This window comes from Gemmobacter sp. 24YEA27, assembly GCF_030052995.1.
Classification (GTDB): domain Bacteria; phylum Pseudomonadota; class Alphaproteobacteria; order Rhodobacterales; family Rhodobacteraceae; genus Pseudogemmobacter.
On record NZ_JASJPW010000002.1, the window covers coordinates 203,963 to 219,617 of the forward strand.

General features: G+C 60.4%; 17 protein-coding genes and 1 tRNA gene. 10 read left to right on the forward strand and 8 right to left on the reverse strand.

The annotated features are described in order from the left end of the window. Position 1: 1 nt before the first annotated feature. Positions 2-847, reverse strand: coding sequence for a DUF1403 family protein (locus tag QNO18_RS18530; RefSeq protein WP_283179028.1), 846 nt, complete (start codon positions 845-847; stop codon positions 2-4). 702 nt (positions 848-1,549) lie between these two features. Here QNO18_RS18530 and QNO18_RS18535 point away from each other — a divergent pair. Beyond that, positions 1,550-2,578 (forward strand): tyrosine-type recombinase/integrase, encoded by a 1,029-nt coding sequence (locus tag QNO18_RS18535; protein WP_283179029.1) that lies wholly within the window; start codon positions 1,550-1,552, stop codon positions 2,576-2,578. 229 nt (positions 2,579-2,807) lie between these two features. After that, positions 2,808-2,897 (forward strand) — tRNA-Ser (locus QNO18_RS18540). A 270-nt stretch (positions 2,898-3,167) separates the two neighbouring features. Here the strand turns inward: QNO18_RS18540 and QNO18_RS18545 are convergent. The 4 genes from QNO18_RS18545 to QNO18_RS18560 are packed head-to-tail and all read right to left on the reverse strand — an operon-like array spanning position 3,168 to position 4,234. Then, positions 3,168-3,359 carry a hypothetical protein gene (locus QNO18_RS18545; RefSeq protein ID WP_283179030.1) on the reverse strand — a complete coding sequence of 64 codons (192 nt, stop codon included), beginning with the start codon at positions 3,357-3,359 and terminating at the stop codon, positions 3,168-3,170. Next, on the reverse strand, positions 3,352-3,792 hold the full coding sequence (locus tag QNO18_RS18550) for a hypothetical protein (protein ID WP_283179031.1): 441 nt from the start codon (positions 3,790-3,792) through the stop codon (positions 3,352-3,354). Before QNO18_RS18550 ends, QNO18_RS18545 begins: the two co-directional genes overlap by 8 nt. After that, a complete protein-coding gene (locus QNO18_RS18555; protein WP_283179032.1) occupies positions 3,789-3,953 on the reverse strand; it encodes a hypothetical protein in 165 nt (54 codons plus the stop codon). The genes QNO18_RS18550 and QNO18_RS18555 overlap by 4 nt, the downstream gene beginning before the upstream one ends. Next, positions 3,950-4,234 carry a hypothetical protein gene (locus QNO18_RS18560; RefSeq protein WP_283179033.1) on the reverse strand — a complete coding sequence of 95 codons (285 nt, stop codon included), beginning with the start codon at positions 4,232-4,234 and terminating at the stop codon, positions 3,950-3,952. Before QNO18_RS18560 ends, QNO18_RS18555 begins: the two co-directional genes overlap by 4 nt. 186 nt (positions 4,235-4,420) lie before the next feature. Between QNO18_RS18560 and QNO18_RS18565 the strand changes: the two genes are divergently transcribed. The 5 genes from QNO18_RS18565 (at position 4,421) to QNO18_RS18585 (ending at position 7,915) form a co-directional block, all read left to right on the forward strand. Next, positions 4,421-5,056, forward strand: a complete 636-nt coding sequence (locus tag QNO18_RS18565; RefSeq protein WP_283179034.1) for a hypothetical protein — start codon at positions 4,421-4,423, stop codon at positions 5,054-5,056. Continuing rightward, a complete protein-coding gene (locus QNO18_RS18570) occupies positions 5,053-5,541 on the forward strand; it encodes a hypothetical protein (protein WP_283179035.1) in 489 nt (162 codons plus the stop codon). The genes QNO18_RS18565 and QNO18_RS18570 overlap by 4 nt, the downstream gene beginning before the upstream one ends. Further along, on the forward strand, positions 5,538-6,047 hold the full coding sequence (locus QNO18_RS18575; RefSeq protein ID WP_283179036.1) for a hypothetical protein: 510 nt from the start codon (positions 5,538-5,540) through the stop codon (positions 6,045-6,047). The genes QNO18_RS18570 and QNO18_RS18575 overlap by 4 nt, the downstream gene beginning before the upstream one ends. 240 nt (positions 6,048-6,287) lie before the next feature. After that, a complete protein-coding gene (locus tag QNO18_RS18580; RefSeq protein ID WP_283179037.1) occupies positions 6,288-7,097 on the forward strand; it encodes a HipA family kinase in 810 nt (269 codons plus the stop codon). Then, the gene (locus QNO18_RS18585; protein WP_283179038.1) at positions 7,094-7,915 is read left to right on the forward strand and encodes a DUF3037 domain-containing protein; all 822 of its coding nucleotides are present in this window, start codon (positions 7,094-7,096) and stop codon (positions 7,913-7,915) included. Before QNO18_RS18580 ends, QNO18_RS18585 begins: the two co-directional genes overlap by 4 nt. 148 nt (positions 7,916-8,063) lie before the next feature. Here QNO18_RS18585 and QNO18_RS18590 read toward each other — a convergent pair whose 3' ends face one another. Next, positions 8,064-8,939, reverse strand: a complete 876-nt coding sequence (locus tag QNO18_RS18590; protein ID WP_283179039.1) for a GIY-YIG nuclease family protein — start codon at positions 8,937-8,939, stop codon at positions 8,064-8,066. Between the two features lie 122 nt (positions 8,940-9,061). Here QNO18_RS18590 and QNO18_RS18595 point away from each other — a divergent pair, with 122 nt between their 5' ends. After that, complete coding sequence (locus QNO18_RS18595; protein ID WP_283179040.1) at positions 9,062-9,436, forward strand: DUF6538 domain-containing protein; 375 nt, start codon at positions 9,062-9,064, stop codon at positions 9,434-9,436. Positions 9,437-9,579: 143 nt separating this feature from the next. On the opposite strand, the gene QNO18_RS18600 is transcribed toward QNO18_RS18595, so the two are convergent. After that, positions 9,580-11,877: an AAA family ATPase gene (locus tag QNO18_RS18600; protein ID WP_283179041.1), complete on the reverse strand. Its 2,298-nt coding sequence runs from the start codon at positions 11,875-11,877 to the stop codon at positions 9,580-9,582. Between the two features lie 472 nt (positions 11,878-12,349). Next, positions 12,350-13,267, reverse strand: a complete 918-nt coding sequence (locus QNO18_RS18605; RefSeq protein ID WP_198839358.1) for a LysR substrate-binding domain-containing protein — start codon at positions 13,265-13,267, stop codon at positions 12,350-12,352. A 198-nt stretch (positions 13,268-13,465) separates the two neighbouring features. On the opposite strand from QNO18_RS18605, the gene QNO18_RS18610 reads away from it, so the two are divergent. Further along, complete coding sequence (locus QNO18_RS18610) at positions 13,466-14,680, forward strand: aromatic ring-hydroxylating dioxygenase subunit alpha (protein ID WP_283179042.1); 1,215 nt, start codon at positions 13,466-13,468, stop codon at positions 14,678-14,680. Between the two features lie 38 nt (positions 14,681-14,718). Beyond that, a complete protein-coding gene (locus QNO18_RS18615; RefSeq protein ID WP_283179043.1) occupies positions 14,719-15,648 on the forward strand; it encodes a PDR/VanB family oxidoreductase in 930 nt (309 codons plus the stop codon). Positions 15,649-15,655 lie beyond the last annotated feature (7 nt).

The following is a 15,655-nucleotide window of genomic DNA, read 5'->3' on the forward strand; positions in this document are numbered from 1 at the left end:
CTCAGAGCCCATACAGCCGGAAGCTTGACCGCCCGGTCAGCTCGCGCACCAGGCCCAGCGAAATGAGCCGGTCAAACAGCCGCCGCGCCGCGCGGTCGCTGGCCTCGGCCCCCGCCCTGGCAATCAGCGCATCCTCGCTCAAAAGCGCAGCGATGATCTGGCCAGTATCCTTTCCCGGACGCCGCAGCGTCACCGAGCGCAGTGCATTTCCGCGCCGCAAAAGCTCGGCCCAGAGATCACAGGCGGCAATCGCTGCCTTCGCCCAGGCCCCGGCACAGGCGGCAAGCCAGGCCTCCCCCTCAAGCCGAAACGCCGCACGCGGCAGCTGTGTCGCCAGCAGCGGCACCGGACGCTCCCAGCCAAGCGCCCGCGCCAGCAGCGCATCTGCCAGCCAGAGCGCGAGGCCGCGACAGGCCGGCCCAAGCGTCAGAACCTCCCCCGCGGCAGCCGCGGCAAAGCGCAAGGGCGGTGTGCGGCCGATAAACCTGGCGCCAGCATCTTGCAGGCCCCCCGCGACCAGAACAGGCGACAGATCGAAAAACCCCAGCAGCCGCACCGGCCATTCCGCCGACCGCAGCGCCCGCGCCTCGCCAAGAGCGCGCCAGCCCAGCAGCATCCGTCCCGCCGGGCCTGGATCATCCCCCGCACGCCGAAGGGCGAAAGCATCGCGCAACTGGGCCTCGCCTTCACGCCGTCCCTCAAACCCCGAAACCGCCGTCGCAGCCTCAAGGGCCAGCCGCTTGCGCCACAGCCCTCCGACCGGGTCGTCCGAGCGCGCTGCCACATCCAGGGCAGCAAGCGCCGCGCCGGCAGAAAACATCGCCGCTTCAATATCATCGCGACTCACAGCCTGCCGGATCCAGCGCGGCAGCGCAGGCGGGCCTGGCACGGGGATAAAGGAGGGTTTCGGAGCACGCGACATGCCACAGCCTCGCATATATCGGCGGTTTACGCCAGTTCCCTGAAAACTAACCGCCGCACCTGTCGCGTGGCAGCACCGGATGGAAATGGAGTGCGTTTTGCCCCGGACAGGCTTATTTTGGAACCTCCCCGCAGCCTGGCCCGGCGATGCCTCTGCAGGTGCCTGCACCTCAGCACTGAAAAACCGCGCTGATCCCAGGGTTCAGACCACCAGACTGCCTCTGGCCATCGGTCCCCACGATATCTGATTACCTGTTTCTAACAATGGCATAGCGCATCATAACCCCATATCTGGCCCGTTTCTGCGAGTTGCCGACAATACCGCCTGTGCCGGAGCCGTTCCTTCGCGCAAGGGTGACAATATGCCCTCCCCGAAAGCAAATGCCTGTCGGCCCCCGGTGATAACCGGTATATCTGCAATTGACGCCGGAGGAGGCGCATCGTGTCACAATCGTCGCGTCAAAAGCAGCGAGGGGCATCCCTGACAACCTGCGCGACCGGCCAATGGCCTTGAACTCCCGGCCCGAATGCCCCCAGATAGGGTAAAGCCGTTCTGAACCCTGCAAACAGCCCGAAATCCGTCCGCTGTCAGGCGAGACGGACAGCACCAGCGCCCTGAGGACCCCACGTGACGGACGAGGCCCCCTCCCCCGCCTTGCGCGACCACCAGCCGCTCGCTCTCCGCGATCTGGCAGAGCGCGCGCGCGGCTATGCCGAGGCCGCAAGCTCTGCCAATACCCGCAAGGCCTATGCCGCGGACTGGAAGCATTTTGCCGATTGGTGCCGGCGCGAGGGCCTGGATCCCATTGCACCCGATCCGCAGATGGTTGGTCTTTACATTACCGCTTGCGCCAGCGGGACGAAATCTGTCGGCGGCCGGAAAAACGCGGTTTCGACCATCGAGCGGCGGCTGTCGGCGCTGGTCTGGGCCTATACGCAGCGCGGGCTGATGCTTGACCGGCGCGACCGCCATATCGCCACCGTTCTCGCCGGCATCCGCAACAGCCATGCCGAACCACCGCGCCAGAAAGAAGCGATCCTGCCCGAGGATCTGCTCGCCATGCTGGAAACCTGCAATCGGGCCACGCTTCGCGGGCTGCGCGACCGCGCCATGCTGCTGATCGGTTTTGCCGGTGGCCTCAGGCGGTCTGAAATCACCGGGCTCGATATGGGCCGTGACCAGACCAGCGACGGGCGTGGCTGGGTCGAGGTTCTGCCAGGTGGTCTCCTCCTCAGGCTGCGCGGCAAGACCGGATGGCGCGAGGTCGAGATCGGGCGCGGCTCTTCGCCCCTCACCTGCCCGGTCGAGGCGCTGGAACTGTGGCTGCGCCTTGCGCGGATTTCGCGGGGACCGCTTTTCCGCCGTATTACGGGCCAGGGCAAGGAACCGGGGCCGCTGCGGCTGAATGACCGCGAGATCGCCCGCCTTGTAAAACGCGCGGCCCAGGCCGCAGGATTGCGCGGCGACCGGCCCGAGGCCGAGCGACCCGCCCTCTTTTCCGGCCATAGCCTGCGCGCCGGCCTCGCCTCTTCTGCCGAAGTCGATGAGCGCCATGTGCAAAAGCAGCTCGGCCATGCCAGCGCCGAAATGACCCGCCGCTACCAGCGCCGGCGCGACAGGTTCAGAGTCAATCTGACCCAGGCCGCAGGGCTTTGACCCCTGCAGAATCGCTCCGCGGGGCGAAGAGGCCAGCCGGCGTTTCCGCCCGGCAGTTTCAGACCAAGTGCTGAATGCGATATAGTTTATCAGGGCGCCGGAGCAGTCCTGCCTATACCCGGACCTGGAAAGACTACTCACCCGTGTTGAACTTTCTGCATGGCGATGACTGCCGGAATGTAAACAGGGCTTGAAGCCGGTGAGCACCTGCGTATAGACACCCCGTGATGGACAGTTGGCCGAGTGGTCGAAGGCGCACGCCTGGAAAGTGTGTAGGCGGGGAACCGTCTCGAGGGTTCGAATCCCTCACTGTCCGCCATTAACCCTTGAAATCATTGGATAATTTCAGAGGTTAGGCGACATACCCGCCTATAATCCCGCCATCCTATTTGCGATTGGGTGCTATCCGTTGCAACACTGGGCAGGCCATTCACCAGCCGCCCCGGCACCTTTCCGAAAATCTCCAATTAGCTCATATCTTGCGCAAAGGCCCACACGCTGGTCCCCGCTGAGGGGCGAAAGTCCGAGACCATCCCCCCGGTGCAACCCTCGATCCGGCCGCCGGTCAGGGGTGCCACCCTGGCACGGGTCACCGGAACGGCCCCGATTGCCGGATGCGAAGCCGTCTCTCCTCAGCCTCCTGCCCCTCGGTGGAATGCCGGTCGATCCAGCGCCATGCCTCGGCATCGGTGGCGCAGACCGCCAGAACATCACCGCCCAGCGTCCGCACCTCGTGCCTGCCATCCTCTCGGGCATGGATGCGCAAACCCGCCTCACGCATCGGCCTGCACCTTCTGCCACGCGGGAAAGCCCGGCATGTCCAGCGAGGCCCTGAGCCGCGACAGAGCCATTGCCCGGGCCGCCTCATGGGCAAGCGCCCGGCTCCCATCCTTGGCGCACTGCATCGCATACGTGCCACGGCCAGACACATCGACACCAACGGCCAGCCAAGTCACGCCACCGGGTAGCAGTCTCTTCTCTCCCTCATGAAGCGGAAAGGCGCAGGCCTCAGCCTCGGACAGCGGCACGGCCATGGGTTCGCCCCCGGCCTGCATCATGCGGGTGAAGGCCCTTTCCAGCACCGTGATGGCGAGGGGATCAGCCACGGGCAGCATGGCGTTCCCGTCATAGTCGAAGCAGCAGCGGGCCAGCAGGGCGGCATTGGCGGCGGCATTGCGCTTCATGGCGCGGCGCTGGTGGCGGTTCTTGTTCATGCGCCTGCTCCCATCGCCTGGTGGGTCTGGTCGGCCAATGCCTCGGCGGTCTTGAGGCAGCGGTGCAGATCCACAGCCAGCTTGCGCGGGTCAGTCGCGCCCTCAGCGATATGCCGGGCGGTGATGGCGCACACGGCCACATCGGCGGGATGGCAGCTCATGCCTGCACCTCCGGCCAATCGGTCAGGGCGCGGTCGATGCAAAGCCGGGCCAGCCTGAGACGGGCGACGTTCACCTCGGCATAGCGGGACTGGCGGCGGCGCTTCCTTGCCCCAGTCACAAGCCTGCCCGTGAACAGCAACAGATCATCTGCGGGGATGAGGGGCACCAGTTCAGCTAGGGCGGCATCTGCCGGGGCCATGATGACGCTGTGACTATCGAGGACGAACGGGGCGGCGGGGATATGCAGCACCCGGCCATCGGTAAGGCGAACGCTGCTCATCCCCGGCCCTCCAGTCCTGCGGATGCCTGATATCCAGCGATGCGGGCCTGTCCCTCGGCCACCGGTTGACCCTTGCCCTGCAGGCCGATAGATCGGCAAGCGAAATGATGCGGCACGCCATCTTGCGCAAACCTTGGGTGGCCCCGATACTTCTCGGAAGGGTTAGCGAGACGAGGGGCGTCGAGATTGGCAGAACGAGACACTGATCTGGACGAGCTGAACCGGCAGCACGCACTGCGAGCGCATCAGGTTCATTACTCTTATCTCGAAAAGGGGAATGAAGCCGCGATTTCCAGCGGACAGGCAGCGGTCAAAAACCTCTTCCTTATGCATGGCGGTGCCCTTGTCGCTATGATGGCGTTCACATCCGGCATCCTGACGAACAACGCCTCCACAGTGCGGGCGGATGGCCTGGTTGATCCGATGATGCGTTTCGCGTTCGGGCTCGCGTTGGCTGCGGCCGCCTCGGCCGGAACATACCTGACAAACTATTGCTACTTGGCCGGAGCGCACAACCAAACACTGGTTTGGAGTCACCCCTATCTGGAAAAGGGCCGCGCGTCGAAGGTTTGGGAGGGCATCGGCGTTGCCCTCCATGTCGCCACGGTGGCGCTGGCCTTTGGCTCCCTCGTCTTGTTCGTCTGCGGTTTCATGGGGGTGAAAGACGCTCTGGCGGCCGCACATGATGCCGCCCAGATCGAGGACACCAGCGACGCTTTGGCCGAGAATGCAGAGCAGCCTGTGTCAGCTCCGGTCGAAGCTGGTCGAGATGCCGGAACTGAGGCCAGCGCCATCACGCCAAGTGTCGCTGAAGAGCCATGAAGATACGCCTCCCTCCCCCAGTCGCTGACATCTACCGCGCGGCCGAAGCACTCTCCGCCGCCTGCCCTGGCCGGAAGTTCACGCCAGACGGTCATCTGGTCGGATCAATTGGCGAAGTTGTCGCGGCTGAGCCCCTTGGCCTGACGCTATATCCGGGTTCGCATCCTGGGCATGATGCCGTCGACGCAGATGGTCGGGATGTGCAGATCAAGATGACCGGCGGTAAGTCTGTATCGCTTTATGCGACCTGCGACCGGCTGGTGGTCCTGAAGGTGATATCCCCGGAGGAGGCTGAGGTCGTTTATGACGGGCCGGGGGCCCCGGCATGGGATGCGGCGGGGGCCATGCAAAAGAACGGTCAGAGACCCATCAGCCTGGCAAGGTTGCGAGGCATCGTCACCCCTCAGGGTGCTCAACGTATCCAATCCCCCGAGGGCGGTCAGGCGGCGACCGGTCCGGACATTACTATCGGGATAATGGAATGAAGAATATCAGCAAGGTGGGGCCTGATGCGGCCCTGATGTGGTGGTCACAAGCTCACTATCTTAGAATAGCCCTATCTGAGAACCTGCAGCTTCTTCGCAGGCGTGAGGAAGAGCTGAGGGCCTCCCCGAGCGCGGAACTCGCATTCACTCTTACGGGGTTAGGACTCAACATTGGCATTCTGCAGTGCAGCTGCCTCGAGTTTGCCCTGAAGGCTCTGATATCATTCACGCAGGAACCGCCGAAGGGGTGGGAAGGTCACGATTGCGAGAAGCTTTGGCCTCTCGTTTCCAATGAAGATCGGCAAGAAATTCTTACGGCATCTGGACTTGCCAATGTTGAAGTCGAAGCGTTGCTCGTAGAGGGCTCGAAAAGCGTTGACTGGCGATATGCCATCACCCCATCCGATAAGCCGGTGCCTCCGAGGATGGACCAGATCAAGCATTTTCGCCTGCTAAACACTGCGATGTCCATCGGGCAAGGGCGCGCCAAGGAGCTGCGAGGCTGATGCTATCTTGCCGCCGCCCCTTGCCCATGCTTCCACCTTCCCCGCGAAAGCGTTGCGTGACCTGAGAATGCTCCTTGAGCGAGGAAAGCGTCACAAGGTGCGCAATGAACCTGTGCCGCGACGCATTCGATGCAGGGCGCCTAGCGGCCCTCCCAGCAGTAAAATCAATTCCAGCTTGCAGAATCAGGGTGATGCATCGTCGAGTTTGGTCGGGCGACATTTCCATGACCGGACCGACTTTTGATCTGCACCCTTACTGGCATTGCGACACAACCCACCAATGGCCGCACACGGCCGGTAAGGGTTTTCTGTGAAGCTCCTGACGGGACCGAATTTGAGGCCTATCTCAAGGGACCGCAGCTGGGCGAGAAGCGCTTTCCCTGCCTGTTGGAGCGTGAGTGGTTCGGTGGACGGCTGGCAAAGCAGCTCGGATTGCCCTGCGCACTGCCCCTTCAAATTAGCCTAGACCCGGACGTTGTAGCAACAACACAGGAACCCTTGCTACGGGCCGGCTTGCAAGCAGGGCCGGATATCTTGTTCGGATCACTTGATGGGGGGCCAGGTTGGAACATATGGACTGATGCGATGCCTGTTTCGCGCGACCAGGCGCAGCTCGCCGCGGAAATCTACTTGTTCGATACCATCATCCAGAACTGGGACCGCAGCGCAGAAAACCCCAATCTTCTCGTGAAGGGGCATCGGTTCCTGATGATCGACCATGGTGAAGCATTCGCGTATGCTACCACTGAGGGGAGCGAACAAGACCTGACGCCTAAGCCCTGGGCTATCGGCGGGGTAGTGAACCACCACCAAGGCGAGTGGGAAACGCATCCACTCTGGCCAAAATTGCGCCCCAAAAGCCTTGTAGACTTCACGGCGGCGGCAGATCGCTGGAAGGCCTTGCCTGATGACACTTTCGCGCTTATCGCCGCCGATGTGCCAGACTGCTGGAACAAGGTGACGGCTTCGCGGATTGCAGCCTACATGACCGAAGCTATGGAAAACGTGAACGAGATAGTCGCCAACATAGAGCATAATTTCCACCGATGACAAAGCACGCCTACTCATATGCGGTTCTTCAGTATCGTCACGACGTTTGGGTCGGCGAGGCGCTGAACGCTGGCGTGCTGTTGTTCAGCGAGAGCGCACGCTTTCTCAAGCTCAAGACTCGGACAGGCCAGGGCAGGCTGGCTCAGGCCTATCCTGATCTTGACCATGGCGCGTTCCGGGATGCCGTGAAGGCCATGGGTCGCCGGTTCGATAGGATCGCCTCGACCTCGGGACTATTCATGCCCTCCGGCGGTGCTTTGGAAGTAGGAAAGACGGTTCTGCGCCCCGATGACAGCAGCCTCTCTTGGGGCATGACTGGCTCCGGTGTGGCTGTCGATCCTGAAGAGGCTCTTGAAAAACTATATGGCCGGTTCGTCGGTCGATACGATAAGGCTGCGGGCCGTGAGCCGCGCACCGATGAGATGGTCTTCGAGACTGTGCGGCGCAAGCTGGAGTTGGCAGAGCTATATCAGCGGGTCCAGCCCAAGCTGGTGAAATCAAAATTTGGGTCCATCCAGTTTAAACACACCATCGAGAACGGTGTCCTGCACGTCATTCAGCCAGTCTCATTCGACTCTGCCGATGCAGACAACATGCTCGACAAGGCAGCCAAGTGGGCCGGACGCTTGCAAAGCATTGCGGAGCTGGAAGGTCAGGTGCGTCCCTATTTCGTGACAGGGCGGCCCTCTGATCGTGCCCTTATGGGGCAGTATGACCGGATGGTCGCACTGCTTAAGGCCAGCCCTCTAGATCCGGTCGTAATGGACGAGGGGCAATCAGGCGATCTGGTGGCAAAGATCGAAGAACGTCTGCACTGAGCAGTTGCGAGCCTGCCATAGCTGCTCAGGCAACCGGCGCTTTTTAGCTGTTCATTGATAGGGCAACCCAAGAATGGCCACGCAGGTTTTTCCTCGAGGCTCAATCGGCACTTTCACCTAGAAGGGACGCGCTAGAATTGCCCAACTATCATATCGCATCCGGGAACACCGCCTGCTTCTGCTGGATCTGTGCCTCGAGCTGGGCGTTCCGCAGGGCCATCGTCTCCCGGTATTCCTGCGCCTCGATGTCCCGGAAGAACGATGCGCCCGGGGCAAGGCGCGTCACAGCCTCCTCGACTTGGTCCAGCGAGACGCGGAAGAACTCCTTCCGCATATTGGTGGCGTTCACCCTCGCTTTGGCGAACTCGGTATGGAGCGCACGTTCGAGGGCCGGTGCCTCGTCGCTGTAGATGATGGCATGGGTGTCGAAAAAGAATGGAACGCTGGCATCGCCCAGCTCGCGCACCCGGTCGGTGGGGTCCAGCCGCCGTGTCAGGCCGATCTTCACCATGTCAGGTCCGAAGGCCCCCATGTTCGAGATGATGTAGACATAGCCAGAGCGCGTCATTTCGGCCATCGCCTGCGCCCGTTCGACCTTCGCATGAGCCTCAGCAAGGTCACGTTCCAGAATTTCGATTTGCTGCGAGTAGGCTTCCAGCTTCGCACCATGGGCACCGATGGCTTCGTTCTTGGCCTTCTCAAGCAGCTTCTGGTATTTCGCCTCTTCCCGCTCGGCCTCCTCCATTTCGCGGATCAGCTTCTGCTCTTCACGTGCGGCCCGTGCGGCTTCCCGGCTGGCCCGCGCGGCGTTGACCTCAAGCAGCCGGTTGAGTTCACCCAGCCAGGCACCCAGCTTCGGGCGCGGCTGCACCGTCCGGGTATAGGTGAACTCGGTAATCCCGGTGCGGACCACCTTCCGCACCACCTTCTTCGACAGCTTCAGGTCACGGCAGATCGTCTTGATCCCCTTGCCCTCGGTGAAATGTAGCCGCCTGATTTTTGCTATTGTCTCCACGATCAGCATCCCGTGCTCGGCCTCCGATAATCATCGAAGGCACAATGGACCCAACCCCCGGTCGGTGGGGTCCCTTTTGGACGCCGATCACCCCAGAAGCGGGGTCCTTATTGCAAGCCGTTCAACACCCCATGAAACCGATCCTGCGCGGCACCACCTATCACCTCCGCAAACGTGTCCCGCAGCGGTATGCGTTGGTCGAACCCCGAAACACGGTCTGGATCAGCCTACATACCGATTCCGAGAAAATGGCCAAAGCGAAAGCGCCGGCAGCTTGGTCGGAGCTCGTAGAGGCGTGGGAAGCCAGGCTGGTCGGTAAAGATGCTGACGCCGAGCAATTCTTCGAGGCCGCTAAGCAACTCGCGCAAGCGCGTGGTTTTAGGTACATGCCGGTCGGGCTGGTGTCTGCCTTGCCGCTTGGGGAGCTTTTGAATCGCGTTGACCGGCATTTTGTCCCGCCAGAGATGACGGGGACTACCCATCTGGCAAAGAAGAAAAGTCATTAAGGGCGGGAAGCGGTCGTTGGCTGCGGCTGGGATGAACGTCCGGTTCGGAGCCGCTCGGTGTGAGAAACCACCGTGAAATTCTCTCTTGGCACGGGAAGCGGATTTGGGAGATTGTGGGCAGATGAAATGGCCGGCCGCGGCGCCTAGCGGCAGAGGCTCTTTAGCCGCTCAAAGTGCTTAGCATCGACTCTACTGATTGTTTGGAAGAGCGCTGCCGCCGCTCCTTTCGTTTCCTCCAGCGTCATGGTTGAGAAGGATAGCAAATCGTCAATGTTATCAGAATGGGATTCGACTTGGGCGAGCCGCTCCAACGCAGCCAGCTGTTCCCGGTCTAGCTCGGGGTAGTCGACACATAGCTTGTCGAGCTGTCCGGGCAGCCCGCCGCCGCCTGGGCACTTGAAGGCCAAGAAAACGTCAAGAACTCTTCGGATGACATTAGGCATCATGTAGCCATGGTCATCATAGACGTCGGGCTGCTCCACGAATCTGAGCACGTGGCTGAATAGAAAATGGTATTCGGAATCGTATTCTCGGAGCAGCTTCGACATCTCGATGATCGTCGAGGTCCTACGGGGCTGCCCCTCAGGGATCGTTACATCTATGAAGAGAAATGTGGCTGTGGGCTCCTTTCCTGCCGGAGGACGAACCTTGCCTTTCCACGCCTTCCTGAACTCGTTCATGCATTGCAAATTGTGAGTGAGGATAAACACTTGCGCCGCCTTTTCGAGGCGGGATCTCACCAAGGAGCACGCAAAATTTAGCGCCTTAGTGTCTAGGCTCGACACTGGGTCGTCAACAACCACGATGAGGTTACTAAGCTTCCTGTTGTCCGCCTCGATGGACGACAGAAAGTAGGAGATCGCGATCGCCGTCTTCTCGCCTTCGCTCGGCACGCCGGTGATCGGCGTTCCGTGCCGCTGGAGTTCATAGCCGTCGTCGATGGGATTTATCGTGAGCTCGCCGTGTCCAAGATAGGCCGCAATCAGCCTATTAATTACACCGGCGGCGGGTCCGTGTGTCCTTATTTTCTGGCGCAGCTCGTTCGCTTGAGCCCGCAGTGCAGCAACGTTCTTCACCTCGGCCTCATGCTGGACCGTCGCGTCGTTAAGCTCCTTTGCCGTCTTTGCATAGTCGTCGCGGCAGTCGATAATGAAGTGCCGCCGTATCGAGGCCTCCGCGGCCGCCTTGTGCTTCGCGAAATTGGTGACAGCTTGGTTGTGGGCCGAAATCGTCTTGTTTGCGGTTGCGAAGCCCGCATCAAGCCGCTCTGCGGTGGAGAGGAAGTCCGCCTCTGCGGCGATCTCTTGCATATCGGCGGGTGTCGCTGGACGCTCGAGCTTGGCGAACAGGACACTCTGCAACGTACTAAGCTGGTTCACGAGTAGCCGCACGTCCTTCAATAGAGTTTCCCTGACCTCCCTAAAACCTATTCGAAACTCGGTTGCCAGATCATCTAGTGTGGGCAATTGAGTGCCCATTTTGGTCGACGAATCGATAAGAACCCCCAGCCGCTCGACGGTCTTGTTGAGACGTGCGACGAACTGATCTACCCTGTCGTCGAGGGCGGCGGCTAGTACCGCGCGTCGCTCGGGCGAGATTGCGTTACCGCAGAGGAGGCAGTCGGCGATCCCGTGAGATTCGTGGTACTCGTGCCCCTGCTTCAGCCAAAGTAATATGTCGGGATATTTCTGAACCTCGTCGAGCGCCACGGTCGCCAACGACTGGCCGCAGACGTCGACGATAAAGCGATAGGCTGCCACGATGGTCGCTTTGTCGAATGATATCATTTCGAGGCGCGGCATCGGCTCAGCAAGCCGGCATGTGTCCTCAGCCACCTTCAGTTCGTCGTCCGTGAGTGCGGGCCCATAATCATCTTTCCAGGTATCGTAATCCTTGGCAAGCGCTGGTGCCTCGTACTTGCGGTTGGCAAGGTGTAGGCGGGATGCAACCGACTTCGCACGCTCCCTCTTGAAGCTGACGAGCGTTTTTTCGGCAGCTTTTTCGGTGATGGATGCCGATTCCTTTTTAGCGTCCGCCTTAATGATGTCGCGCTCGACCTTTGTCAGTTCGTTCGCGGCTTCAGCCTGATCAGCACCTATGTAGAACACGGGGTTGGCGCGCCCTACGGCCCATTGCAGGTTCTGCTCTATATAATCTGAGTTAAAGACAAGTATTCTCTGCTCGAGACCGACTGGATTGGTTGGGCATCCGAACGCCGAGCCATCTTCCAGCGCCACCTCGAATGTCCCGCCTACGGGTAGCTTGGGATGTGGTCTGCCGGCCTCTAGACTTGCGAATAGGCGCGACAGGGTGCTCTTTCCCGAACCATTGAAGCCATAAACGAGGTTGTAACGGCGGAATTTGAGGGAAGGCGAGCGCGCGCCGCGATCGGCGTATATTCCCATTCCTTGCAGCGATTTGATGTTCGATACGATAGCCATATCTGGATTTCATGCGCCGACTAGGTCGAAGTCAACTACTGATTGCGCAAAGCTGACGCACGGATCGCGCGTGAATCGCTGTTTCGCTCTTTTTCGGTTGATCAGGGTAACCGCGCTGGATTGCAGTATCAGCTTTCCACTCGATGAACGATGACTCTTGGGCGACCGGTAGGCTATCTGAACGGACACAATGAAATGCCAAGCGGACTTCGCGAGAAAAATGGTTGAATGGCCGCAATGGGCCGCGCTCGCCTGCCGTGGGGAGTGGACGGGCCGGCCACCGTTTCGGTCGCGGGCGATGAACTGAATGCCAGAGTGCGCGCTGAGCAGGCTTCCACAGTGATAAGCTCGTTATTGGGCAGCGGGTCAATCACCTGTCGCCTATCCAGGTCGCAGATCATCGTTCCGTAACGCTGGCGTTCAATACGGATCTGTTGATATCTTTTGCGCGTGTCTGGTGGAGATCGACTGCTCACCTTGCCTCTCCGGCTGCATTCTCTCGGCTAGATTGGGCCACTTCTTTCTGCAGCCAGTCGATGAGCGTCTGGCACCGCGCGGGCAGGCTGCGTCCCCGCGGATGGACGAGCCAGTAACGATATTCATTCAGAACAATGTCAAAGGGCTGGATCAGTTCACCGGATTCGATTTGTGACTTCAGAAGTGCAGCTGCCCCCAGCATGATCCCCTGACCGCTGAGCATGCTTTGATAGCGCACATTCGTATCATCGATGAGATAAGATTGCCGCCCTTCAGTCGCCGGTGCGCCGGCATGATCGAACCATTCAGTCCAGCCGAGCCGGGTTTCCTCATGCAGCAGGGTGAAGTTCTTCAGATCGGCGGGGCATTGCGGCACCCCGAGCCGCCCTGCAAGCGAGATATGCATGATAGGTGAAAGCCCGGCAGAGACCAGTGGAACGGCGATCATATTTGCCGGCGGCGCCTTGCCCCAGGTCACCGCCAGGTCCGCCCGGTCGAAATCGGAGGCGGCGAGAGTGTTCTGATGGATCAGATTGAGCGACACGCGTGGATAGGCCGCCCAGAAGGAATGCAGGCGCGATGCCATCCAGAAACTTGAGAAAAACGGGCGGCAGATCAGGTTGACCTGCTGGGAGCTGCTCTTTTGCCGCATCTGGTCGACTGTGGACTCAATAGCGCGGAAGGGGCCTGAGAGCTTTTGCCAGAGATGGTTTCCTTCATGGGTGAGCACAAGCTGTCTAGGCTCTCGCAGAAAGAGCCTGGTGCCCAGATAATCCTCAAGGATCCGCACCTGATGGCTGATGGCCGAGGGCGACACGTTCAGCTCTTTCGCAGCCAGAGCAAAGCTCAGATGGCTGGCTGCGACGGAGAATACCCGCAGCGCATTGAGATGGATATCGGTTCCGGAAGCCATGGCCGCAGTTCCTTACTTGCCGGTGGGAAGCGGAAATCCTGATGCTGACCGCTGACCCAGACAAGGGCAGATATGTGGAATATGGGTGAGATTTTCTCATCTGTTGCTGAGAAATCGATGTTTTTCAGATTCGACTTCCACGCCTAGTCCTTGGTTAAGCGAAACGTCGCAATGCGGCACAGCCATCAGGGTTTTCCCATGAACAAGCCCCTATTTCCGTCCCCGATTCCTCTCGAAGACCTGCATGCCAGCACGCTGGATGCGAAGAATGTCATTGCTTTGCCTTCAGATGTCTTCACCAGCGATGAATTTTTTAAGTTCGAGATGAATGCGGTATGGCGGCATGAATGGTTCTGCGTCGGTCATTCCAGCGAGATCCCGAATGTCGGGGATTACTATACGATACAGGTGGGTAAAGACCCGCTGGTGGTTCTGCGCGACCGTAGCAATGAGGTCTCGGTTCTTGCCAATGTGTGCCAGCACCGGGGGATGATCCTTGTGGAGGGTCGCGGCAACCTGCGCCGTCTGCGGTGCCCGCTTCATGCCTGGACCTATGATCTGGGCGGCAAGCTGATTGCGGCTCCGGGACTGACGGATGGCGGTTCCGAAGAAAATGAGGCGATTGCCGGGATCTGCATTCCCCGGATGCGCACAGAGATCTGGGAAGGCTTCATCTTCATCACCTTCGATGAAAGCCTCAGTCCGGTGGGCGAGCGCCTTGCCAAGCTGGGGGAGCAGCTCAAGGCCTATAATATGAGCGCGCTGCGGGGGGCCTATCCTCTCCACCTCGAAGAGATGGCCTGGAACTGGAAGATCTTTAACGATGAGTGCTATCACTGCATGTATCTCCACTCCAGTTCCTGGGGGGATATGTACGCGCTCAATCGCGGGGAAACCCTTGATGAAGCGGTCGAGTTCAATGATCTCGATAAGGGTGTGATCTCTTACAATCTTTGCAGTACGCATCGCGACGCGGCCCCCACGCATACCGGCGATATTCTGCAACCGCCGATCAGCGGGCTGGATGACCAGCAACGCAGCCAGCTGAGCTATGTGACGGTGGCGCCGAACCTGCTGATCGTCGCAATGCCGGATAAGGTGAAATATTTCCTCTGGCTGCCGCTCGAGGCGCAGAAATCGCTTTACGGCGTCAGCTGGATGTATCCCGAGGAGACCCTTGCCCGTGAGGGGTTCCGTGAGAATTATGATCGTGAGATCAAAGACCTGGGCCCGGTTATGGAGGAAGACCTCTATGCCTGGAGCAGCTGCCAGAAAGGCTATAATTCGGGCTTCTCTGCCCGCGGGCCCCTGGCTCCCGAAGAAGAGGTGATCAAGCGGCTTCAGACCTGGCTTGTGCGGAAATATGCCGCTGAGGAAGGTCGGGCACAGGCTGCCCGGCAAGCGGCTGAATGATGCAGGGCCGCCGGAGCATTCATGCAAGGATCGAGGCGATGGAGCCAGCCGGGGAAGCCATTCTCCGGCTTATCCTGAAGCCTGTTGACGCGCAGTGTTTTCCGGCATGGCAACCGGGGGCGCATGTGGATCTGATCCTGCCCACGACAGTGGGCGAGGCCGAACCGCTGATCCGCCAGTACTCAATCTGCAGCGATCCGGCAGATCTGGGCCAATACCGGCTCGGCATCCTGCGAGACGCTGGCGGACGGGGCGGCTCTGTACGGATCCATGACAAGCTGAAGCCCGGCGATGAGGTCATGATCAGCGCCCCGCGTAATCATTTTCCCTTTGCCTGCACGGGGCGGCTTTTGTTCATTGCCGGTGGTATCGGCATCACGCCGATCCTGCCAATGGTCCACGAGGCGATGGCCGCCGGGCAGGACTGGCATCTGGTTGTCGCAGCACGGAACCGGGCGCGGCTTCCGTTCCTGTCCGATCTTACATCCCTTCCACCGGAACGCGTCAGCCTGCATTGCGACGAAGAGGCGGGCCTTCTCGATCTGGCCGGGCTTCTCAGCGCTGAGGGCGAGGGCACCACCGTCTATTCCTGCGGCCCCGGCCCAATGCTGGACGCTTTGCAGGCCCTGAATACCGATGCGCCCTGGCAGCTGCGGATCGAGCGTTTTGCGGCGGCTCCGGTGGTCGACAGCGCGGCCGATCACGGCTTTGACCTCAATTGCCGCAAGAGCGGCAAGACCCTCTGGGTTCCGGCAGACAAGAGTGTTCTCCAGGTCCTGCGTGAGGCGGGGATCAGGGTCGAGAGTTCGTGCAGGGATGGCGTCTGCGGCACTTGTGAAACGCGTGTTCTGGCGGGCGTTCCCAGCCACCGCGACAGCGTCCTGACCGCCGAAGAGCGGGAAGAAGGCACATTTATGATGGTCTGCGTCTCCCGCGCTGCGGGGGATTTTCTTGAACTCGATATCTAGGAAGGTC